At 45.4% G+C, this 21,309-nt stretch carries 17 protein-coding genes; 11 read left to right on the forward strand and 6 right to left on the reverse strand.

What is annotated here, in order from left to right:
* The first annotated feature begins 267 nt into the window (after nucleotides 1-267).
* The gene (locus F0229_RS09945; RefSeq protein ID WP_017059983.1) at nucleotides 268-660 is read left to right on the forward strand and encodes a cystatin domain-containing protein; all 393 of its coding nucleotides are present in this window, start codon (nucleotides 268-270) and stop codon (nucleotides 658-660) included.
* Between the two features lie 103 nt (nucleotides 661-763).
* On the opposite strand, the gene F0229_RS09950 is transcribed toward F0229_RS09945, so the two are convergent.
* Together F0229_RS09950 and F0229_RS09955 are read right to left on the reverse strand one after the other, a co-directional pair.
* Nucleotides 764-1,342 carry a hypothetical protein gene (locus tag F0229_RS09950; RefSeq protein WP_171732738.1) on the reverse strand — a complete coding sequence of 193 codons (579 nt, stop codon included), beginning with the start codon at nucleotides 1,340-1,342 and terminating at the stop codon, nucleotides 764-766.
* Nucleotides 1,343-1,554: 212 nt separating this feature from the next.
* Complete coding sequence (locus F0229_RS09955; protein ID WP_017059981.1) at nucleotides 1,555-3,153, reverse strand: isocitrate lyase; 1,599 nt, start codon at nucleotides 3,151-3,153, stop codon at nucleotides 1,555-1,557.
* A gap of 130 nt (nucleotides 3,154-3,283) precedes the next feature.
* On the opposite strand from F0229_RS09955, the gene F0229_RS09960 reads away from it, so the two are divergent.
* The gene (locus F0229_RS09960; protein WP_009845781.1) at nucleotides 3,284-4,237 is read left to right on the forward strand and encodes a LysR family transcriptional regulator; all 954 of its coding nucleotides are present in this window, start codon (nucleotides 3,284-3,286) and stop codon (nucleotides 4,235-4,237) included.
* 155 nt (nucleotides 4,238-4,392) lie between these two features.
* The gene (locus F0229_RS09965; RefSeq protein WP_171732739.1) at nucleotides 4,393-6,576 is read left to right on the forward strand and encodes a malate synthase G; all 2,184 of its coding nucleotides are present in this window, start codon (nucleotides 4,393-4,395) and stop codon (nucleotides 6,574-6,576) included.
* A gap of 210 nt (nucleotides 6,577-6,786) precedes the next feature.
* Here the strand turns inward: F0229_RS09965 and F0229_RS09970 are convergent, their stop codons facing one another.
* Together F0229_RS09970 and F0229_RS09975 are read right to left on the reverse strand one after the other, a co-directional pair.
* Entirely contained in the window at nucleotides 6,787-8,214 is a 1,428-nt protein-coding gene (locus F0229_RS09970; RefSeq protein WP_171732740.1) for an NAD-dependent succinate-semialdehyde dehydrogenase, read from the reverse strand.
* Between the two features lie 93 nt (nucleotides 8,215-8,307).
* Complete coding sequence (locus F0229_RS09975) at nucleotides 8,308-9,096, reverse strand: IclR family transcriptional regulator (protein ID WP_017064281.1); 789 nt, start codon at nucleotides 9,094-9,096, stop codon at nucleotides 8,308-8,310.
* 154 nt (nucleotides 9,097-9,250) lie between these two features.
* Between F0229_RS09975 and pta the strand changes: the two genes are divergently transcribed.
* Together pta and F0229_RS09985 are read left to right on the forward strand one after the other, a co-directional pair.
* A complete protein-coding gene (pta, locus tag F0229_RS09980; protein WP_171732741.1) occupies nucleotides 9,251-10,324 on the forward strand; it encodes a phosphate acetyltransferase in 1,074 nt (357 codons plus the stop codon).
* A gap of 71 nt (nucleotides 10,325-10,395) precedes the next feature.
* On the forward strand, nucleotides 10,396-11,163 hold the full coding sequence (locus F0229_RS09985; protein WP_171732742.1) for a sulfite exporter TauE/SafE family protein: 768 nt from the start codon (nucleotides 10,396-10,398) through the stop codon (nucleotides 11,161-11,163).
* Between the two features lie 51 nt (nucleotides 11,164-11,214).
* Here F0229_RS09985 and F0229_RS09990 read toward each other — a convergent pair whose 3' ends face one another.
* Both F0229_RS09990 and F0229_RS09995 read right to left on the reverse strand, forming a co-directional pair.
* The gene (locus F0229_RS09990; RefSeq protein ID WP_171732743.1) at nucleotides 11,215-12,936 is read right to left on the reverse strand and encodes a cobalamin biosynthesis protein CobT; all 1,722 of its coding nucleotides are present in this window, start codon (nucleotides 12,934-12,936) and stop codon (nucleotides 11,215-11,217) included.
* 3 nt (nucleotides 12,937-12,939) lie between these two features.
* The gene (locus tag F0229_RS09995; protein WP_171732744.1) at nucleotides 12,940-13,923 is read right to left on the reverse strand and encodes a MoxR family ATPase; all 984 of its coding nucleotides are present in this window, start codon (nucleotides 13,921-13,923) and stop codon (nucleotides 12,940-12,942) included.
* A 262-nt stretch (nucleotides 13,924-14,185) separates the two neighbouring features.
* Between F0229_RS09995 and xsc the strand changes: the two genes are divergently transcribed.
* The 6 genes from xsc (at nucleotide 14,186) to F0229_RS10025 (ending at nucleotide 21,301) form a co-directional block, all read left to right on the forward strand.
* Nucleotides 14,186-15,997: a sulfoacetaldehyde acetyltransferase gene (gene xsc / locus F0229_RS10000; protein WP_171732745.1), complete on the forward strand. Its 1,812-nt coding sequence runs from the start codon at nucleotides 14,186-14,188 to the stop codon at nucleotides 15,995-15,997.
* 445 nt (nucleotides 15,998-16,442) lie between these two features.
* The gene (locus F0229_RS10005) at nucleotides 16,443-17,258 is read left to right on the forward strand and encodes an FRG domain-containing protein (protein WP_171732746.1); all 816 of its coding nucleotides are present in this window, start codon (nucleotides 16,443-16,445) and stop codon (nucleotides 17,256-17,258) included.
* A gap of 264 nt (nucleotides 17,259-17,522) precedes the next feature.
* Nucleotides 17,523-17,960: a nuclear transport factor 2 family protein gene (locus F0229_RS10010; protein WP_016767899.1), complete on the forward strand. Its 438-nt coding sequence runs from the start codon at nucleotides 17,523-17,525 to the stop codon at nucleotides 17,958-17,960.
* 48 nt (nucleotides 17,961-18,008) lie between these two features.
* Nucleotides 18,009-19,475 carry an FAD-binding oxidoreductase gene (locus F0229_RS10015; protein WP_171732747.1) on the forward strand — a complete coding sequence of 489 codons (1,467 nt, stop codon included), beginning with the start codon at nucleotides 18,009-18,011 and terminating at the stop codon, nucleotides 19,473-19,475.
* Between the two features lie 117 nt (nucleotides 19,476-19,592).
* Nucleotides 19,593-20,594 (forward strand): TRAP transporter substrate-binding protein, encoded by a 1,002-nt coding sequence (locus F0229_RS10020; protein ID WP_017059971.1) that lies wholly within the window; start codon nucleotides 19,593-19,595, stop codon nucleotides 20,592-20,594.
* Nucleotides 20,595-20,758: 164 nt separating this feature from the next.
* On the forward strand, nucleotides 20,759-21,301 hold the full coding sequence (locus F0229_RS10025; protein WP_017064289.1) for a TRAP transporter small permease: 543 nt from the start codon (nucleotides 20,759-20,761) through the stop codon (nucleotides 21,299-21,301).
* Nucleotides 21,302-21,309 lie beyond the last annotated feature (8 nt).

A 21,309-nucleotide genomic window follows, 5' to 3' on the forward strand; every position in this document is an offset into this window, starting at 1 on the left:
ATTTGGTGTGAGATATGTAATTAACTGATTAATTATGTCTGTATTATTACTCGCTTATTCTCTCGCTACTCATTTTAATGATTTAAATATCAGGTGGATAAAAGCAGAGCTCCAGTGCTCGTCTTGTTTTCCTGACAATCTCCTGTGTTTATAGAGTAGTTACACCATAATCTCTGATGAAGTGATGACATTCGAGGTTTAAGCTTGCCTGCATATGAAACATTATTGCGAGTAATCCCTCGTAAATGATTGAGGTAGAGAGAATTTATGAAGAACGTACGATTAACATCATTACTTGGAACAGCAACCTTGTTTAGTGTCGTGGCGTTAGCTGGGTGTAGTCAGAAATCAGAAGTACCAACTCAACCGCAAGAGAATGCGAACCCCATCTGCAGCACTAAAAACCTGACGGGTGGTTGGTCGAAAAGTGAGATAACACCAGAAGCTAAGCAAGCTTTAAACGCAGTTCTTAGCCAAATGAACACTTCAGCTGATCTCAAGCAGATCTTGAGTGTTCGAACTCAGGTTGTCGCGGGTTTGAATTACGCTATTGAGTTTGAAATGGATAATGGTGAAGTGTGGAACACCATCGTTTACCGTTCTCTACAAGGTGACATCGAAATGACGCAACCTGCACAGAAAGGTCTTCTGTGCTCATAATCTAGATGCGTCTGTATCTTGTGAGATAGGCTTATAGCAAATAAAAATGGCTCCGTATTGGGAGCCATTTTTGTTTTTAAGAAGACTGATTTGTTGAACGTTTTCAGTCGGCCAACTCGGGCTCAGCTAACTCCTGAACACAAGCACTGCTGATGTCTTCATCAATGTAGGCCATACCGAGTTTATTGAGGTAGTCCATGCGATCAGCAGTGCGAAGCTCGATGTCGGGGCCTGCAATGTTATTGGCTTGATAAATTTCAGTGAGGTGAGACATGAATTGCTCGCCCACACTCATCATCAATAGACTCATTGCTCCTACGTCCGGTCTTACTTTGGGACGTTGCTTTTCAGATAAGTTTACCGCTAATACGATAGGCTGTTCTTCACCTTCGAAGCGAACGCCTCGCTCACGAACGGTTTGTTGAGCCCAGTAATATGCCAGTTCTTTGCTCTGGGTGAGAAACACTGGCTCAACCGATTCGGTGTAGTTGTTGCCGATGGTCGCCATAGTTTTTGAAGCTGCTTCGTTGAGCGCTTTGTCTCCAGAACGTTTTAAACCTTGGCCTTGAATAGAAGCCAATAAAGCGGAAGATGTGCCGTGATACCAAGTATCACCCGTCGCGAAACCATTCTCTGATAACAGTGTTTTTGCATCTTGTAGGTGTGTAGGTATTGAAGTCATAGGCACTCTCAACAAATAAAAATCTCAACAAATAGGAATCTGAACAAATACGTATACAGTTAGCTTAAACAGAAGTTGTTCGGTTAACCGTGGTGTGGAACACAAATCTGAGGCTTTGAGATAAAGCTGGCAGTACAAGCTTTATCTCAAAGCCTTCCCCCGGATCTTACCTAAGTAAGAGAGAAGGACGGGGGAGGCTTTAGCGTTAGCGGTTAATCAAATTGATTAGACGTATTCGCTTCACCCGCGGCTTTTAGTGCATTCTCACCCGCGAAGTATTCTTTGTGATCATCACCGATGTCTGAACCAGACATGTTTTGGTGTTTAACACATGCGATGCCTTGGCGTATCTCTTTGCGCTGAACATTTGCAACATAGCCCAGCATGCCTTGGTCACCGAAGTATTCTTTTGCAAGGTTGTCGGTTGACAGCGCTGCAGTGTGGTAAGTCGGTAGAGTAATCAAGTGATGGAAGATACCCGCTTCACGAGATGCATCCGCTTGGAATGTGCGAATCTTGTCATCAGCTCGTTTAGACAATTCAGTTTCGTCATATTCAGCACTCATTAGGCTAGCACGGTCGTAAGCTGAAACATCTTTACCTTCTGCTACCATCGCATCGTATGCTTGTTGGCGGAAGTTTAGCGTCCAGTTGAATGATGGAGAGTTGTTGTAAACCAGCTTCGCATTAGGGTGAACTTCACGTACGCCGTCCATCATCTCTTTGATTTGACCGATGTGTGGCTTCTCAGTCTCAATCCATAGTAGGTCAGCACCCGCGTTGATTGCTTCAATACAGTCGAATACACAACGGTCTTCACCAGTACCTTGGCGGAATTGGTATAAGCCTGAAGGTAGACGCTTAGGTCGAACTAGCTTACCGTCACGGTTAAAGCAAACGTCGCCTTCTGCCATATCTGCAACATCGATCTCTTCAACATCTAGGTATGAGTTGTAGATATCACCTTGGTCGCCCGGCTCTTTCACTACTGCGATTTCTTTTGTTAGGCCAGCACCTTGAGAATCGGTACGAGCAACAATAACGCCGTTGTCGATGCCTAGTTCAAGGAAAGCGTAACGAAGTGCGCGAAGTTTTGCGTGGAAGTCAGCGTGTGGAACCGTTACTTTGCCGTCTTGGTGACCACATTGCTTCTCATCGGCAACTTGGTTTTCAATTTGTAGACAACATGCGCCTGCTTCAATCATCTGCTTAGCCATTAGGTAGGTCGCTTCTGCGTTACCAAAACCTGCATCGATATCGGCGATGATTGGCACCACGTGTGTTACGTGATTGTCGATTTTGTCTTGGATAAGGTCTTGTTGGTTAACGTCGCCCGCTTCACGTGCAGCGTCTAGCTCACGGAATAAACCACCCAGTTCACGTGCATCAGCTTGGCGCAGGAATGTGTATAGTTCTTCTACTAGGCCTGCAACCGATGTTTTCTCATGCATAGATTGGTCTGGAAGTGGACCAAAGTCTGAGCGAAGTGCTGCAACCATCCAGCCTGATAGGTATAGGTAGCGTCGGTCTGTCTTGCCATCAAAGTGCTTCTTAATAGAAATCAACTTTTGTTGGCCGATAAAACCATGCCAGCAGCCTAAAGACTGAGTGTATTGAGAACTGTCTTTATCGTAAGCCTCCATATCCGCACGCATGATATCTGCCGTGTATTGCGCGATATCTAGACCTGTTTTGAATTTGTTTTGAGCTCGCATACGAGCAGCAGATTCAGCATTGATTGCATCCCATGGAGCACCTGCAGCGCTTTTTGCAACTTCTATCATTTCGATATCTTGTGTAATTTGCGACATAACTATTCCTTAGTTTCACGTGGGGTATGGTTGCCAAATTGGCTTGGATTAAAACTTTGCTATGGACAAAGAATAACCACGCATGTGATAATTTTGTTAATTTATAGTTATTATATTCGGTATTTTTCTTATGAATATTGCTCGTATAGACCTTAATTTGCTTGTGTATTTAGACATGTTGCTACGTGAAAGAAACGTTACACGAGCAGCAAATCAATTGGGTATTACTCAACCAGCCATGAGTAATGGCCTTCGCCGATTGCGTGATCTGTTTGAAGACCCGCTATTAGTGAGAACAAGTGAAGGGATGATACCGACCGAACGCGCGCACAAGTTGCAGCCACTGATTCGAAACATCTTGGCGAATGTAGAGAAGACACTGCAGCCGACCACAGAGTTTAATGCAGAAGACAGTGAACGCGTGTTTCGTATCATGGCGAGTGACTATGCAGAGTCGACCATTATTCAGCCGCTATTAAAAAAACTGAGCGAGATAGCACCGAAAATACGACTGGATATAATGACGCCAAGTGATGTGAGCTATCAGGATGTAGAGCAAGGTACCGTTGATATAATTATCAACCGATTTGACGATATTCCTCAGTCGTTTCACCAGATGAGCCTTTGGCACGACGGGTTTTCTTGTCTATTTAGTTGTGACAACCCGATAGCCGACAATTTCGATATTTTGTCTTATTTAAAGGCGCAACATATTTGGGTAAGTAAGACTGGTATGGGAACGGGAGTCGGGATAAACCCAAGCGAAGCACAAAAGCTTGGTTGGATAGATGAAGCACTAATGCGCATTGGTAAAACCCGTAACATCACGGTGTTTACGCGACACTACTTGTCGGCGATTCTCTTCGCACAACAGAAGAACCTGATCCTGACTATTCCTACCAAAGCCGCTCAACTGCAGCGCAATAACCCTAGATTGTTGATCAAGCCTGCGCCATTTGCGATTGAACCCTTTGAGGTGAAGATGGCGTGGAGTCCATTGTTACAAACCAATCCAGACCACCAGTGGATGCGTCGTTTGATTAAAAGTGTCGCTAACGAAATCGAGAGTGGAGTAACGGAATAACACAGTTTTTAGGGTATTTTTTATATGAATATCCAATATAACCGGCATAAATTAGCTAAATTCATGTCCGTTAAGTAAGTTTAAGTCAGTAAAGTAAATTTGAGCTAGTCACGAAAATTTATTGAGTAGCCATAAATTAGTTTGAGAGAGATTTTATGAGCAGTCGTATTCAACAGGGAAGCTTGAACATTGATAGCACCCTCTACCAATTAATTAATGAGCAGGTGATTCCTGGAACAGGCATTGTCGCTGAAGACTTTTGGCAATCATTTGCAACCATCCTTGAAGATTTGGCTCCAAAAAATCGCGCATTGCTTATCAAGCGTGAAGATCTTCAACATCAAATTGACGTTTGGCACCAAGAGCGTGCTGGGCAAACGCTAGATCCTGTGGAGTACAAACAGTTTTTACAGCAGATCGGTTATTTGGTTCCTGAAGGCGATGACTTTCAAGTGACGACAGCGAGCGTAGAACCTGAGATCGCAACACAAGCAGGGCCGCAGCTTGTGGTGCCAATCATGAACGCACGCTTTGCACTTAACGCAGCCAATGCGCGTTGGGGCAGCCTATATGATGCGCTCTACGGAACGGACGTGATCAGTGAAAGTGATGGCGCGGAAAAGGGCGGAAGCTTTAACCCAGCCCGTGGCGCTAAAGTAGTGACTTATGCTCGCGAGTTCCTTGATGACGCAGCGCCATTAAACGGCGTCTCCCATAAAGACGTCACCAAATACAGCATCAGTAACGCTAGCATCGGCAATAAATTAATAGCGACACTCGATAACGGCGAAGAAGTCACTCTCATTGATAGCGACCAGTTCATTGGCTATCAAGGTGACGCAAGTTCCCCTTCGTGCATTCTTCTTAAACACAATAATCTGCACATCGAAATTCAAATTGACCCGAGCGCACCGATTGGTAGCGTCGATGTGGCGGGAATTAAAGATGTATTAGTCGAAGCCGCTCTAACAACCATTATGGATTGCGAAGACTCGGTTGCTGCAGTTGATGGTGAAGACAAAGCATTGGCTTACCGTAACTGGTTAGGTTTGATGAAAGGTGACCTGAAAGAGTCGCTAGAGAAAAACGGCAAAACCATCGTTCGTAGTTTGAATCCAGATCGCCAATACACCAGTGTCACTGGCGGTGAGATCTCGCTCAAAGGCCGCAGCATGTTATTTATACGTAACGTGGGTCACCTAATGACCAACCCTGCGATCATTGACGCCGAAGGTAATGAAGTACCTGAAGGCATTATGGATGGTATGATCACCTCGCTAATCGCGATACATGATTTAAAAGGCAATAGCGCTTACCAAAACTCGACCGCAAACAGTATCAACATTGTAAAACCTAAGATGCATGGCCCTGAAGAAGTGGCGTTTACCAATGAGTTGTTTGGTCGCATTGAAGATGCTTTAGGTTTAGACCGCTACACCATCAAAGTTGGCATTATGGATGAAGAGCGTCGTACTTCGGTCAACCTGAAAGAATGTATTCGTGCGGCTAAAGATCGTGTTGTGTTCATTAATACCGGTTTCTTAGACCGAACGGGTGATGAGATTCACACCAGTATGGAAGCCGGGCCATTTGCGCCTAAAACACAGCTGAAAACCATGACTTGGATTGGCGCATACGAAGATCAAAACGTTGATCTTGGCCTAGCTTGTGGCCTGCAAGGTAAAGCTCAAATCGGTAAAGGTATGTGGCCAGAGCCAGATAATATGGCGAAGATGATGGACGCGAAAATCGGACACCCACAAGCTGGCGCGAATACGGCTTGGGTACCTTCTCCAACTGCTGCGACTTTGCATGCTCTGCACTATCACAAAGTGAGTGTACCAAGCCGCCAGAAAGAGCTTCGTGAGCGAGTGAGAGCCAATGTAGACGATATCCTTACTATTCCGCTATTAGGTAATCAAAAGCTAACAGCTCAAGATATCCAAAACGAATTGGATAACAACACGCAAGGTATTCTAGGTTACGTGGTTCGTTGGATTGACCAAGGCGTAGGGTGCTCTAAGGTGCCAGATATTAACGATGTAGGTTTGATGGAAGACCGCGCTACGCTGCGTATTTCGAGCCAACACATTGCGAACTGGTTACGTCATGGAATTTGTAATGAAGCCCAAGTAATGAAAACCATGAAGCGCATGGCCGCAGTGGTTGATGAGCAAAATGCTAGCGACCCGAGCTACCGCAATATGGCACCTGACTTTGAAAACAGCATCGCATTTTCAGCAGCGTGTCAGTTGGTATTCGAAGGCTGCGCTCAACCTAGTGGTTACACCGAGCCAGTGCTGCATGCTATGCGTCTAAAACTGAAAGCGCAGGGATAGAGAAGCAACCCAATAACAAAAACAGAGAATGTAAAATACTAAAAAAAGAAACCCCCTTTAACCGAGCCCAAGGTGCCGCGCTTTTATAGCGCGGCTTTTTTTTGATTCATTTTTGTGGTGGGAAAGGTGGAAAGTGGGGCAGGTTAGTGATCACTAAGACTTAATTATTTCCGAGCCCTAATCACTGCCAGAACTTAGTTACTACCAACCTTATTTTCCGCCAAAGCAAAGATACTTAATGTCCATGTACTCATCGATGCCTTCTTTCGCACCTTCACGGCCAATTCCTGATTGTTTCACACCACCGAAAGGCGCGACTTCGGTTGAGATTAGACCATCATTAATGCCGACCATACCGTACTCAAGCGCTTCTGCAATGTTCCACACTCGGTGGATGTTCTGACTGTAGAAGTAAGACGCCAAACCATAAATCGTATCGTTGGCCATCTCGATAAGCTCTTCGTCCGTGTCGAATTTCATCACAGGCGCGACTGGGCCAAATATCTCTTGTTGAACGATGTCCATGCTGTGTTTTACATCTTTAAGAACAACAGGCTGAATGAAAAGCCCATTAAGCTCCTGAGTTGGCGTGACAGGCGCAGCACCTTGTTCAATCGCTCGGTTTATCAAAGCTTGGATGTTGTTCTTCGCATTCAGGCTGACAACAGGTCCAATCGTGACACCCTCATCTAAACCGTTACCAATCTTAAGCTGCTGAACCGCTTGATCGAATTTAGCCACAAACTCATCGTACACTTTACTGTGAACGTAGAATCGGTTTGCACAGACACATGTTTGACCTGCATTACGGAACTTCGACGCCATTGCGCCTTGAACGGCCGCGTCGATGTCAGCATCGTCAAACACAATAAAAGGTGCATTGCCACCAAGCTCCATAGAGGTGCGTTTGATGCCTTTTGCAGCTTGAGCCATCAAAATGCTGCCCACACGGGTCGACCCAGTGAAAGAGATTTTTTTGATCAACGGATGCGAAGTGAATAGGTTGCCCACTTGTTCAGGGCTTTCACCAAGAACGACTTGAAGTAGATCCTTAGGGATACCCGCTTGATAAGCCAGTTCAATCACAGCAAACGCAGAAAGCGGTGTCTCATCCGAAGGTTTCACGACAAAGCTACAACCCGCAGCTAAGGCAGGAGCCGCTTTACGAGTGATCATTGCAATCGGGAAGTTCCATGGCGTAATCGCACATGCGACACCAATAGGCTGCTTGATGGTCACCAAGCGTTTGCCAGCGACTGTGCTAGGAATGGAATCACCATAAGTGCGCTTTGCTTCTTCTGCAAACCACTCAATGAAGCTCGCGCCATACACCACTTCGCCTGTCGCTTCGGCTAACGGCTTACCCTGTTCCATTGTCATGATTCGAGCAAGGTCATCTTTGTTTTCAAGGATCAGCTGGTGCCAGCGATGAAGCAGTGCAGCACGAGATTTAGCAGGAATTTTTGCCCACTCTTTCTGTGCTAAATGAGCTCGTTCAATCGCGCTCGCTAACTCTGTTTTTGATGATACCGGTGCGTGCCCGATGAGTTCACCCGTTGCTGGATTGGTCACGGCAACCGCGTTATTCGCTTCTGTCACCATAAAAGAGAGTAAGCGCTGGTTATTAATTTCTAGCATGTGATTCCTTCTTGATGATTACTTAACACGTGTTGGTGCTGTTATTGAGTTGATGTCTATGCAGTGCTGATGATTCGCTTTAGCCTGCCAAGGTTATTCTTGCGCCCAGTTGTCTGCTTCTATCTTCGCTAATGCTTTTGCTGCTTTTTGAAGTGCGGGCAAGAATTTTATTGCTTCGTCCGGTTTCACTCGAATCACAGGTGCTTGTATCGCTAGGCCTAGGTTTGATTGACCTGTTGGTGAGGGTATCAGCACAGCGATACAGACTAAGCCTGGCAAAAACTCTTCATCATCAATAGCAAAACCTTGGATTTTCGCTTCTTCGATGTCTTTCTCTAGAGTCGAATAGTCGGTAATCGTGTTCACGGTGTATTGAGTCAGCGGCACGTTTTCAATTAATCGTCTGCGCTGCGACTTAGACATGTGTGCTAAAAACAGTTTGCCGGTAGCCGAGCAGTGCACGGGAACGCGAGAGCCGGGGTGCAGGTGAAAGCGAAGGGGGGCTTCAGTTTCAGCACGATCGAGATAGATGATTTCGCCACTTGAAAGAGCGGTCAGGTTACAACTCTCGCCGACTTCTGCTCGAAGGTTTTCAAGGATAGTGCGTCGCGCGCTGTGCATGGTGCTATTCAAAAGTAGGTTTTCGGCAAGTTTTCTGAGTCGAATACCTGAGCTGTAGTGCTTTTCGTCGCCATCTCTTTGAATGATGCCCGCCGCTTCTAACTGTTGAAGCATTCGGTGCAGCGTGGGTTTTGGCAATCCGGTCTCTTCGACTAAACCTTGCAGAGAAATAAACTCGTCTTTTTGCGCTATCACCTCTAATAGTGCAAAAAGTCGGAGGGTCGGTGTATCCCCTTGAACTTGCGGTGTTTCTGTTTGCATACAGTGATTCATCCTTGCGATATGTCTATGCCTAAGAGTGTACATACCAAATCATTATTCTTCAATTATCTGAATAAAATTTGACCTTTTTTGTTATTCCAATAATATAAATATAAATTATGGAACAATTAATCTCAATAAATGGAATTTAAAGATGAAGGCGATTGAACGGATTATTGATAAAGCTCATTTAGATCGTAAGCGCGTTGTTTTGAGTGAAGCGGAGGACCCGCGAGTGCTAGCTGCTGCAAGAATAGCAATCGACAAACAGCTCGCTCACATCACACTTGTGGGCGATGAATCGGCGATCATCGCTGCTGCAGAACTTCACCACATTAACCTCGCTGGCATTCATATTGTTTCTCCACAGGCGTCGTCACTCAAAGAAGTGCTCGCTGAGCGGCTGTATACATTAAGAAAAGCTAAAGGCATGACTTATGATGACGCCCTAGAGCTGGTTCAAGATCCACTTGTTTTTGCCAATTTGATGGTAAGGGAAGGACTGGTAGACGGCACAGTTAATGGCGCGGTTTATACCACGTCTGATGTGGTGCGAGCTGCGCTGCAGATTATCGGCCCTGCACCGGACAGCGAATTGGTGTCGAGTTTCTTCTTGATGATGCTGTGTGAGCCTTTCCATAATCTTAAAGGCGGTATGATTTTCAGCGATTGTGGTTTGGTGATTAACCCCACTGAAACCGAGCTGGCATCGATTGCGGTAGCCGCTTCTCAAAGTGCTGAGGCATTGTTAATGGAAGAGCCTAAGTTGGCGATGCTTTCATTCTCTACCAATGGTAGCGCGAAACATGAGTCGGTAGACAAGGTGCGCAGTGCTGCGCAGATAGTTAAACAGCGTTGCCCGGGAATCGCTGTAGACCAAGATGTTCAATTAGATGCGGCGATTGTCACTGAAATAGCGGCGAAAAAGTTGCCTGATTCAGAGGTCAAAGGTCAATCTAACGTGTTGATATTTCCTAACTTAGAAGCCGGTAATATCGGTTATAAGCTTGCGGAAAGGCTAGGTGGGGCTGTTGCGATTGGCCCGTTGCTGCAAGGGCTGAATCAACCAGCGAATGACTTGTCCAGAGGCTGTAGTGCCGAAGATATCTTTAATGTCATTGCCGTTACCGCGGTACAAGCGCAGCAAGGGAAAGCATCTGACTCTAAGGCTGACTCTGAAGCTGATGTTGAAGAAAGAGAAGAGTCGGAGTTTGAATTCCGGTATTAACACTCGTTGCTTAAACTAATGCGGAATCTTGCACTCATATTTACCCCCAAATAACCTAATTAGGATAGCTAATGGAGTTACCTGTTTTACTCGCCATTCTTGCCACCATTGCGGTAGGTACTTATTTCCAAACTGTCACTGGATTTGGTCTCGGTATCATTGTGATTGGGCTAACGGTCAGCCTTAATTTGGTATCCCTACCCGTTATAGCCGCGGTGGTCAGTATTGTGACCTTGTTCAATTGCTTGGTGGCGTTGATGGGTAAGCCACTGCTTGGGGAACTCAAGATTCTGGTGGTGTTAGTCATCGGTATTATTCCCGGCGTATCGATGGGCGTGTACTTGCTGGACGCGTTGAGCGAGTCGGCAACCCAAATCCTACGAGGGCTATTGGGTGCCATGGTGTTGTTCGCTGGTTTGAGCTTTATGTTTAAACCTAAAACTAGAACGGTCCGTTCGACAACCGTATCTTTCCTTGTCTCAGGATTTAGCTCTGGGTTAGCGGGGGGATTATTTGGGATGGCAGGTCCACCGATTGTTTATCATCTCTATCGGCAGCCTTTTACGCTCGATCTGGTGCGAAGCACACTGCTGATGGTGTTCGCTTGTACGTCGATGTCCCGTACTGTCAATGTCTATGCGGCAGGCGACATGGAACAAAGCATATTGTGGTTATCGGCTATTGCTGTTCCTCTGGTGGCGCTTGTCACAATGTTTGCTCGACGTTTTCCACCGCCGTTGTCCAATGATCAACTCAGAAAGCTAGTGTTTACGGTGTTAATGCTGATAGGCGGATATTTGATGGCTGTCTCTGCATGGTCGTTGTTTGGCTCCTCGTAAAACCATTCTCGACAAAGGAGGCTAGTGATTCGCTAGCCTAAGCTTCCCTGTTTAAACACGCTTTAGCATCTCAAATATGCTCCTAGATAGCCCAAACAAGCAGCTCTCTTGTACATCTAGCGTGATGTTGCTGCGATAGTACGGGCTCAAATCCACTCCCATTCCCACACCATGAATCTCAATACCGTTTTTGGTCGACTCACGTTCAATCACCTGTTTGAGATGGTTATCTAAATAGAACTGATCGTTGGCGGTACTGGTAGCGGTATCCATCGGGCAGCCGTCTGAGAACACAATCAAAACCTTTCGCTGGGCGGTGTGCTGCTGCAATCGATGACTCGCGAACTGAACCGCTTCGCCATCAATCCCTTCTTTAAAGATGTCGGCTTTACGAAGACTCGCAATGCCAAGTCGAGAACGTCTCCAATGGGTATCAAAATCCTTAAACACGATGTGCCGAACTTCGTTTAAGCGGCCCGGGTGCTTTGGTTGGCCTTGTTTAAGCCACTGCCGATAGACCTTGCCACCGTTCCAGTTATTGGTCGTAAAGCCAATAATCTCGAAAGGGATGTTGGCCAGTCCAACGGATTTGAGAATTGTATCAATCAGTAGGCTTAGCTTGTGACTGTGCTTTTGCATTGAGCCAGAGCAGTCCATCAAAAATGTGATGGCACATTGATGAGATGTACCGATGTCAGGTTGATAAAAGACAGTGCTATCCAATGGCGATGTGACGAGCTTGGTGATGGTGGTGGCGTTAACAATGCCTTCTTCTAAATGGTCCTGACGTCGGTTCCTCTGTGGTGTGGCAACAAAGCTAGTAAGCATAGCGGCTAAACGGCGAGTGTTGACTTGTCTCGCCATGATGTCATCGGTTAGCTTTTGTCTCAGTTCGAGTAATAGGGTACGCCTGACGAGTTTGTCTGCGGCGATGACTTGATCAAATTCTGAATTAAAGACCTGATAATTGGCGCCCGACAACTCGAATACCTTGCTACTGCCTGTGATGTCGGTATCGACGTCTTGATCTTGAATGTCACCATCAACAATCAAGGCAAGCGGTGCAAGGATCTTGATGTCTTCTTCAACGGTTGGTGTGGGTGAGTTATCACTTTCCTGTTCTTGGATGATTAACTCTTGTGCAAGGGCTGCAAGCTCATTGGCACTGTGTGCAAACTGTTCTTGGTCTGTTCTATGTTGCTTTAAGCGTTTAAAGCTGTGACCGAAGGTAGGCACGATGCCGGCGCGAGTCGATTCAATGGTCTCAGCAATGGGTTCCGAAACCGGAACACCGGTTAAGCGGGTGTGGATGACTTGCATCAGAGTAAACAGCAACATGCCTATTCGTGATTCGGTGAAGCCATTCTGATGATATTGGTCGCTCCAATACGCAAAGTTGAACTGAATGCTGGTGGTAACGCCTTTTAGATAAGATGGAACTTGCGATTCAATTCGCACCTGCTCGCAGAAGTCATATAACAGACGTTCGACCTCGTTTTTCGGTCGCAATGAGTAGTGAAGATCAGCATCTGAAAGCAAGAGTCGTAATGCCGATGAATCGATCTTGCCTTGCATCGAAAGCTTACTGTTTTTCAGCTCGTGGCGAGATACAAAGGTGAGATCGTTGGTGTGGGCAGACTGGTAATAACAGGGATTATTGCCTTTATAGAGTCGTTCTCCCCGATAGTTCAGATCGAGTTCACCACTGATTGCTCTGGCGACAGACACACCAATATCGAGGATCTTTTTCTGCTGAGAAGAAATATTGGCCATGGTTTACGACTCCGAGTGCGAATAATTTTGAGTATGCGCTTCCAAGGCTTCACCAAAGCAACGGAAATAGTATTCGCTAACCAGTTCTTTCTCTTCGTCTTCGCAGCGATTTAAGAATGAAAGCCTAAATGCCGTCGCTACATCGTCGAATATTTGGATGTTTTCAGCCCAAGTGAGCACTGTACGCGGAGACATCACAGTCGAAAGGTCGCCAGCCCGAAACCCGTTACGCGTTAAACCAGCGGTGGCGATCATTTTCTCTACTAATTGTTGACCGCTTTCATCGTTTAGCTCCGGGCGCTTTGACAACACTATCTTGGTTTCATGTTGTGGGTCTAAATAGTTGAGCGTAGCGATGATGTTCCATCTATCTAACTGACTGTGGTTAAGCACTTGAGTACCCGAATACAAACCTGAAAAATTACCCAAGCCAAGCGTGTTGCACGTAGCAAACAGGCGGAAAGAAGGGTGGGGAGTGATCACGCGGTTTTGCTCGAGAGAATTGTATTTGCCGTCTTGCTCTAAGAGTTGCTGAATCACAAACATCACATCAGGTCGACCCGCGTCGTATTCGTCCAATACCAATGCGATGGGTTGCTGGATACTTTGTGGAAGAATGCCTTCCTTAAACTCTGTCACCTGCATTCCATCTTTAATGACGATGCTATCTTTGCCAATGAAATCCAATCGGCTTAAGTGCCCATCTAGGTTGATCCTCAAGCATGGCCAGTTCAATCTCGCGGCAATTTGTTCAATGTGAGAAGACTTGCCCGTCCCGTGCGTACCTTGTATCAAGGTGCGACGATTTGAAGTGAACCCCGCCAATATGGCCAGCGTCACTTCAGGATCAAAACAGTAGTTAGGATCGATTTTTGGCACATACTCTCCCGCATGTTCAAACGCCATCACCGTTAGGTTGCTGTCGATGCCAAAGCACTCTCTTACACTTACTTGTCGCGTTGGTATCAATTCCGACTCTTTCATCATTCTTCCCTCTATATAACCCATTACTTGTCGCAGCTATTGCGCTATGTCGTCGATTATTAACAGCTCAACCTAAGTTAACGGCACTTTTTGTACGAAAAACTACCAATAATGTGATCCAGTTTTATTAATTAGAATGAATTGTTCCAATTTAATATAAAAAGTTGACGCGCAAAAATTCTACTACTAAGGTGAAATTGAATTCGAAAAAGAGACAATTCATTCCGAAAAATGAAATTTTGGTTAACTCAAGGAGAATGGAAGAATGAGCGAGCAAGAAAAACGTACGGTTGTTTCCGGCACAGTAACAATGACACCATCAGAAGCGTTCGTTGAAACTATGGTTGCTAATGATGTTACCGATATGTTCGGCATCATGGGGTCGGCATTTATGGACGCAATGGATATCTTTGCTCCTGCTGGCATTCGATTGGTTCCAGTAGTACACGAGCAAGGCGCTGCCCACATGGCAGATGGTTATTCTCGTGTATCGGGTCGCCACGGTGTAGTCATCGGGCAAAATGGCCCTGGTATTAGTAACTGTGTAACAGCAATTGCAGCTGCGTTCTGGGCACATAGCCCGGTCGTCATTGTGACGCCAGAGACAGGCACTAAAACAATGGGCTTAGGTGGTTTCCAAGAATGTAACCAGCTTCCAATGTTCCAAGAGTTTACTAAGTATCAAGGACACGTAACGCACCCAGATCGTATGGCGGAATACACAGGTCGATGCTTCGACCGTGCGATGAGTGAAATGGGTCCAACTCAACTGAACATTCCACGTGACTATTTCTACGGTGAAACTCAAACCGAGATCCCTAAACCCGCGCGTTTAGACCGTGGTCCAGGTGGTGAGAAATCTCTGAATGAAGCAGCAGACCTGATAGCTGAAGCGAAATTCCCAGTCATCATTTCTGGTGGCGGTGTGGTAATGGCTGATGCAGTTCAAGAGTGTGCGGCACTGGCAGAAAGATTAGGCGCACCCGTAGTGAACAGCTACCTGCACAATGACTCGTTCCCTGCTAGTCACCCATTATGGTGTGGTCCTTTAGGCTACCAAGGTTCGAAAGCAGCAATGAAGTTGATGGCTCAAGCGGATGTGGTTATCGCTTTGGGTACACGTCTTGGTCCATTTGGTACCTTGCCTCAACATGGCATGGACTACTGGCCGAAGAACGCGAAAATCATTCAGATTGATGCAGACAACAAGATGCTTGGTCTGGTTAAGAAGATTTCGGTTGGTATCTGTGGTGATGCAAAAGCAGCAGCGGTTGCTCTATCTGAAAGGTTGGAAGGTCGTGCACTGTTGTGTGACAACAACAAAGGCGCTCGCCAAGATACCGTCGCTACAGAAAAAGCACTTTGGGAAAAAGAGCTTGATGAGTGGACACACGAACGTGACTCTTTCAGCTTGGATATGATTGAGGAAAACTCACACGAGACTCCGTTCTCTGGTGGCGAATACTTACACCCACGCCAAGTATTGCGTGAGCTAGAAAAAGCGATGCCAGAAGACGTAATGGTCTCGACGGATATCGGTAACATCAACTCAGTGGCAAACAGCTACTTACGCTTTGAGAAACCACGTAGCTTCTTTGCTGCAATGAGTTTCGGTAACTGTGGTTACGCATTCCCGACCATCATTGGTGCGAAAGCAGCGGCACCTCATCGCCCCGCTATTTCATATGCAGGCGACGGTGCGTGGGGCATGAGCTTGATGGAAACCATGACATGTGTTCGCCATAACATTCCAGTGACAGCCGTGGTATTCCACAACCGTCAATGGGGTGCGGAGAAGAAGAACCAAGTCGACTTCTACAACCGACGCTTTGTTGCCGGTGAGCTTGAAAACCAAAGCTTTGCAGAGATTGCACGAGCAATGGGTGCTGAAGGTATCACGGTTGATAAGCTTGAAGATGTAGGTCCAACCTTGCAAAAAGCCATCGACATGCAGATGAACGAAGGCAAAACAACCATCATTGAAATCATGTGTACTCAGGAGTTGGGCGACCCGTTCCGCCGAGATGCACTATCAACACCGGTTCGTTTCCTAGATAAATACAAAGATTACGTGTAAGTCATAGGAAATTTGTCCGGCGGCAGATATCTCGAGAGTGTTAGAGAAAGTGCTATCGAGAATGTGGTCGGGCAATACCAACGGGTATTGGCAAGTACTTAGGTGAAGAACGTAAACGCTTAGTTCAATAATTTCCAGTTAAACATTAGAACACTAATTAAATGTTCATTAGGGAAATAAGTGGTTATTGCTATATAAACTTTGTTACTCGTTATTATTAATCGACCATTAACTCATAGCTACTTAGTGAATGGTTCTAATACTGATACTTGTTTATGAAGATATATACTTATTATCATTTTAGAAAAAATAAAATAACGACACTAGTTGACTATTGGTCAATCGTTATTATTGGTCAATCGTTATTATTGGTTGATTTTTATCATCGATTGATAGGGTTGTTTATATTTGGATCTTACCGAATTTAAATTAAGTGAACCGTAGTATGTATGTTGTGAAAAATAAACATTATATAAGCTCACTCGACGAGCTGTATAAAATAATCGATTCACTCATTAAAGAGTGTAATGGGCATCGTGGTTTGATTTATAACGTGTGTGATTATGAAAATAATAACTTGATGCCAAGCTTAGGTCGCTCAAATCGAAAGAATATTCGCCGTGTCGAACAAGAGTTTCTTTCGACCGTGAGGGTTTATGGCGGGCATTCGTTGAATACACACCAGATAAACGATTGGTTATTGATGTGTTTAGCCAAGAAACAGGGGTTTCCAACCCGTTTACTTGAGTGGACAGATAACCTGATTAATGCGCTGTGGTCTGTATGTCATAGCCAAAGTAAAGACTGTATCAATATTATTAAAGCCATTGATTATCATAAGGTTAGTGTTTTTTACTCACCATGTGACTTCAATAAGACTCAGATATTCAATGTGGCTGATTGTGATCAGCAAGAGCAAAGAAAGGATAAGTGGTATTCCATTCACCCATTTAAGGAAGGTGGCAATGATGCCATTCAGCCTTTGTACGATGAGAAAGAATATTCAAACGGTCTAGTGTCCGTTCATATTCTTCCATCAGCGAAAGTAAACCTGATAAAGGAATTAACCTCCATGAATGTTTTAAATGAACCGACAGAATATATTGAAGAGAAACTGGCTGATTTGAAAAATGAAGCCCATGTAGATGGTAATCAAGCAATTAATAAAGGTGAGGGTAATATCGAATTACAAGTTAATACTCATGATCGCCAGCTTGAGCAGTATGGCCGAAAGTACCATCAAGATTTTGACTTCGACTAAAGTCTAATATTTCTAATTATTTTATTTAGACCTCGTATAAATCTAGTGAGTGACTGTGTAAATAAAATTAGAGCACTAATTAATTTATAAAAAGATGAAATCTGTGAGCTTAAAGATTGTTTATAAAGTAACTCGAAGTTAGAGTGGCGAAGCTTGTTATCAAGTTGTTAAATTTCACAGATCTAGTTTAAACACTCTAATAAAAAAGTGGCGCAAAGCTACTGAAATTTAAACCAATAACGAAAACATAAAGGATTCTGGAATATGAATATGCAAACCAATGCAGCGACATTCGTGCTGGAAAACCAAGTCGACACCGCCTTTTTACAGTCTTTTAGTGATGCATGGAATAACCATGATATTGAAGCGCTAATGTCGTTTATGACCGAAGACTGTGTCTTCCACACCGTGGCTGGAGAAGGCGAACTTGGCAACACTATCGAAGGGTACGAAGCCGTTCGCAATAGCTTTGAATTGGTTTGGCAGAACTTTCCAGATGCAGCTTGGAGCGACCCTGTCCACTTTGTGTGTGGTGACCGCGCGGTAAGTGAATCAACGTTCTCTGCGACTAACCCTGATGGCACTGTCATCGAAGCTCGTATGGTTGATGTGTTTACCCTGAAAGAGGGAAAAATCAGCGTAAAAAATGCCTTCCGTAAAACACGACCTCTTTTGACTCCTAACAACACTCCCAAGAGCTAGACACGAAACCACAACCCGTTCACGTGTTATGACTAGGAGAGTCGAATTATGAGTTTAGTAATGGAACAACCGGCAGCCGATGTGTCGCCAAAGGTGAAAAGCACCCAAGCACAAGAAAGTACCCAAGCAAAAGAAAGATACGATCCAAAATACGATCCACTTAAAGACAAGAGCCCAGGTCACGGTAAGGAATACGCCCCGACTTATTGGGTAGATACCGCAGGCGCGCCACCTGAAGATGATGGTCCAATTACATCGGATATGGATGTGGATGTGGCGATAATCGGTTCAGGCTACACAGGCCTAAGCACCGCGATACACCTTGCTGAAATGTACGGCATTAAAGCGACTGTGATTGAAGCTAACCGTATGAGTTGGGGCTGCAGTACCCGAAATGGTGGCCAGGCTCAGTGTGCGTCAGGACGTTTGAAGCGTTCTCAGTGGATTGAACGCTGGGGACTAGAAACCGCACTGAAAATGCATCGCGAATGCGTCGATGGTATGAACACCTTTAAGTCTCTGATCAAAGACATTGATTGTGACCCACAGTCGGGCGGCCACTTATACGTTGCCCATCGTCCCAAAGTGATGGCAACACTTGAAAAAGAAGCCAAGTTGCTGCGCGACACGTTCGATTACGATGCGCAGATCTTAGATGCGGAAACCGTAAAGCGTGATTACGTTGGTGATCAAGAAGCGGCAGGCGCAATGCATGAGCCAGAAGGTATTGGTATCCATGCAGGGAAACTGGCGTTTGGCTATCTAAGAAAGGCGAGAGCACTCGGTGTAAAAGTGCATCCAGCTAGCCCTGTTATGGGTTGGGAAACACGCAACGGTGTGCATTACCTAAAAACGCCCGGCGGTGTTGTGAAGGCACGTTCTGTTGGGGTTTGTACCGGTGGATACACTAGCCAAGGTTTGCATTCAGAGCTTAAGAATCGCTTGTTGCCGGTACTTTCTAATTCGATGGTGACGCGTCCGCTAACTCAAGACGAAATTGCCGCGTGTAACTTCAAAACCAATCAGGTGATTACTGATACCCGAATCCTGCGTCATTACTACCGTTTGTTACCCGATAACCGAGTGCAGATAGGTACACGCAGTGCCATCAGTGGCAAGAACGCACCTGAAAAGAAATACGAAGACATGTTGAGAGCGGATTTAACCCGAAAATTCCCGTCTCTCGATCAGATCAAAATCGATTATTCATGGTGGGGGTGGGTGGATGTTAGCCACGATATGATGCCAAGAATCTATCAGCCGAATCCAAAGCAATCCATCTTCTACGCACTAGGGTATGGCGGCAATGGTGTGATGTATTCCGCTCAAGCAGGCAAGCGCCTTGCCCAGTGGATCGCAGGTGAAGGTCACACGCTCGACTTACCAATATTTGAATCAAAACTTCCGTTCCCCAACGTGAGGGAAGTGGTGGAATCTGAGATGTTTGCACCATTTCGAAGAGTAGGGCAGCGGTTCCTTTATCAGTGGTATTCGTTAAAGGATGAAAGGCTGTAACTACCCGAACATTGTTTCCAAAATAGGGAAATAGAATTACGACCAGGAAAGTTGTACCAGGTCACCTTGTGAGCAAAGTACAGGCAGGACGTCTGTATGATAGGAAAGGTTAAGACTATGAAATTGATTAAAAATAAAATTATTGCTGGTGTCACTATTGTAGCAACAGCGGTGTTATCTCATACCGCGGCAGCAGCGAATTTTAAAATGGCTATCGGCGATGCTGCTGGTGGTACGCAGTGGGAATTAGCGACCTCATTCTCTGAACTGATGGAGCAAAAAACAGACGGTAAAGTGAAAATCGACCTGTTCCCGAATGGCCAATTAGGCAATGAGCAAGACACCGTAAACGACGCAGCAATCGGTCTTCTCGACTTCTCTGTACTGGCGATCAACAACGTGACGCCTTTCTCTCCAACCGTTGGTCTATTGACCATGCCTTACGTGATTCAAAGCGCAGAAGAAGCAGTGCTACTGACTCAAGGTCAAGTAGGCCAAGATTTAGTTGATAACACGATTCGTGACGCTGGTGTTCGTATTGTCGGTTGGGCTTATTCTGGCTTTAGGGTTTTGACCAACTCGAAAAAGCCTGTTGCTTCACCAGAAGATTTGAAAGGGCTAGTGATTCGTGTTCCTCGTAACGAAATCATGATCGCGTCTTATCAAGCATGGGGCGTAAACCCAACGCCAATGGCGTGGTCTGAGACTTTCACTGGCCTGCAACAAGGCGTGGTAGATGGACAAGATAACCCTTACATCACAGTCCACGCGATGAAATTCAACGAAGTACAAAAGTACGTGACCAACATTCGCTACATTTTCTCTTTGGAACCTCTAATTGTGAGTGAAACGGTCTTCCAACAACAGACTCCTGAAATGCAAAAAATCATTCTTGAAGCAGGTCAGGAAGCGACAGAGCACAGTTTTGCTTATCTAGAAAATACGGAAAACAAGATCCGTGAAGAGCTACAAGCGAAAGGCATGGTATTCACAGACCCAGCAGACAACGAGCAAGAGTGGATCAGCAAGGTGACTAAGTCAGTTTGGCCTAAGTTCTACTCAAGCATTGGAGGCAAAGACAAGCTAGACGACGTTCTTGAGTTACTAGGTAGAAAGTAACGATTAGATTCGCCCTATCTGCTGTTCTGCGCTACTTAATCACCTAGCGATAGAACAGTGAGATAGGGCATTTACATGGCTGTACTCGTTGATCTGTTCTGTACCTGATCTTTTTAGGACCGTGAGCGACTGGTTGTCATGTGGAAATTAACATTGGAGGTTATATGTCAGTCGCTAAAACAATAAAAAAGCACCTGAACAACATTGAGGAATATACATGTTGTCTGCTGCTCGCAAGCTTTGTCCTATTGCTGTTCACACAAATCCTTACTCGTCAGTTCTTTGATTACTCTATCCCTTGGGGGGATGAGGTCGCTACTTACATGTTCGTTTGGTTTGCCTATCTAGGGGCTGTTGTTGCGGCCAAGATGTCGGCGCACAACCGAGTGAGCTTTCACTTTAAATTCTTTCCGCCAATCGTGCAGACCGTGAGTGAAACCATCGCTGACTTCTTATGGCTCTGTTTCAACGGCTACTTCGTTTACCTCAGCTACGACTTCGTGTTCAACAAAATGAATCTGTTTTGGAAGTCTCAGACTACAGGTATCCCGATGAAGTACTTCTACATGATTTTACCTATCGCGTTTTCACTGATGATGATTCGAATTATCTGGAACAACTATGAGCGTTTATTCAAAGGCGCAACCAACGAAGATCCAGAAGTCAAAGAGCTGCGCAAAATGACGGCACAAAAGTCCGCGCAATAGTCATCACA

Source organism: Vibrio sp. AIC-3, from assembly GCF_013114515.1.
In the GTDB taxonomy this organism is placed as follows: Bacteria; Pseudomonadota; Gammaproteobacteria; order Enterobacterales; family Vibrionaceae; genus Vibrio; species Vibrio crassostreae_C.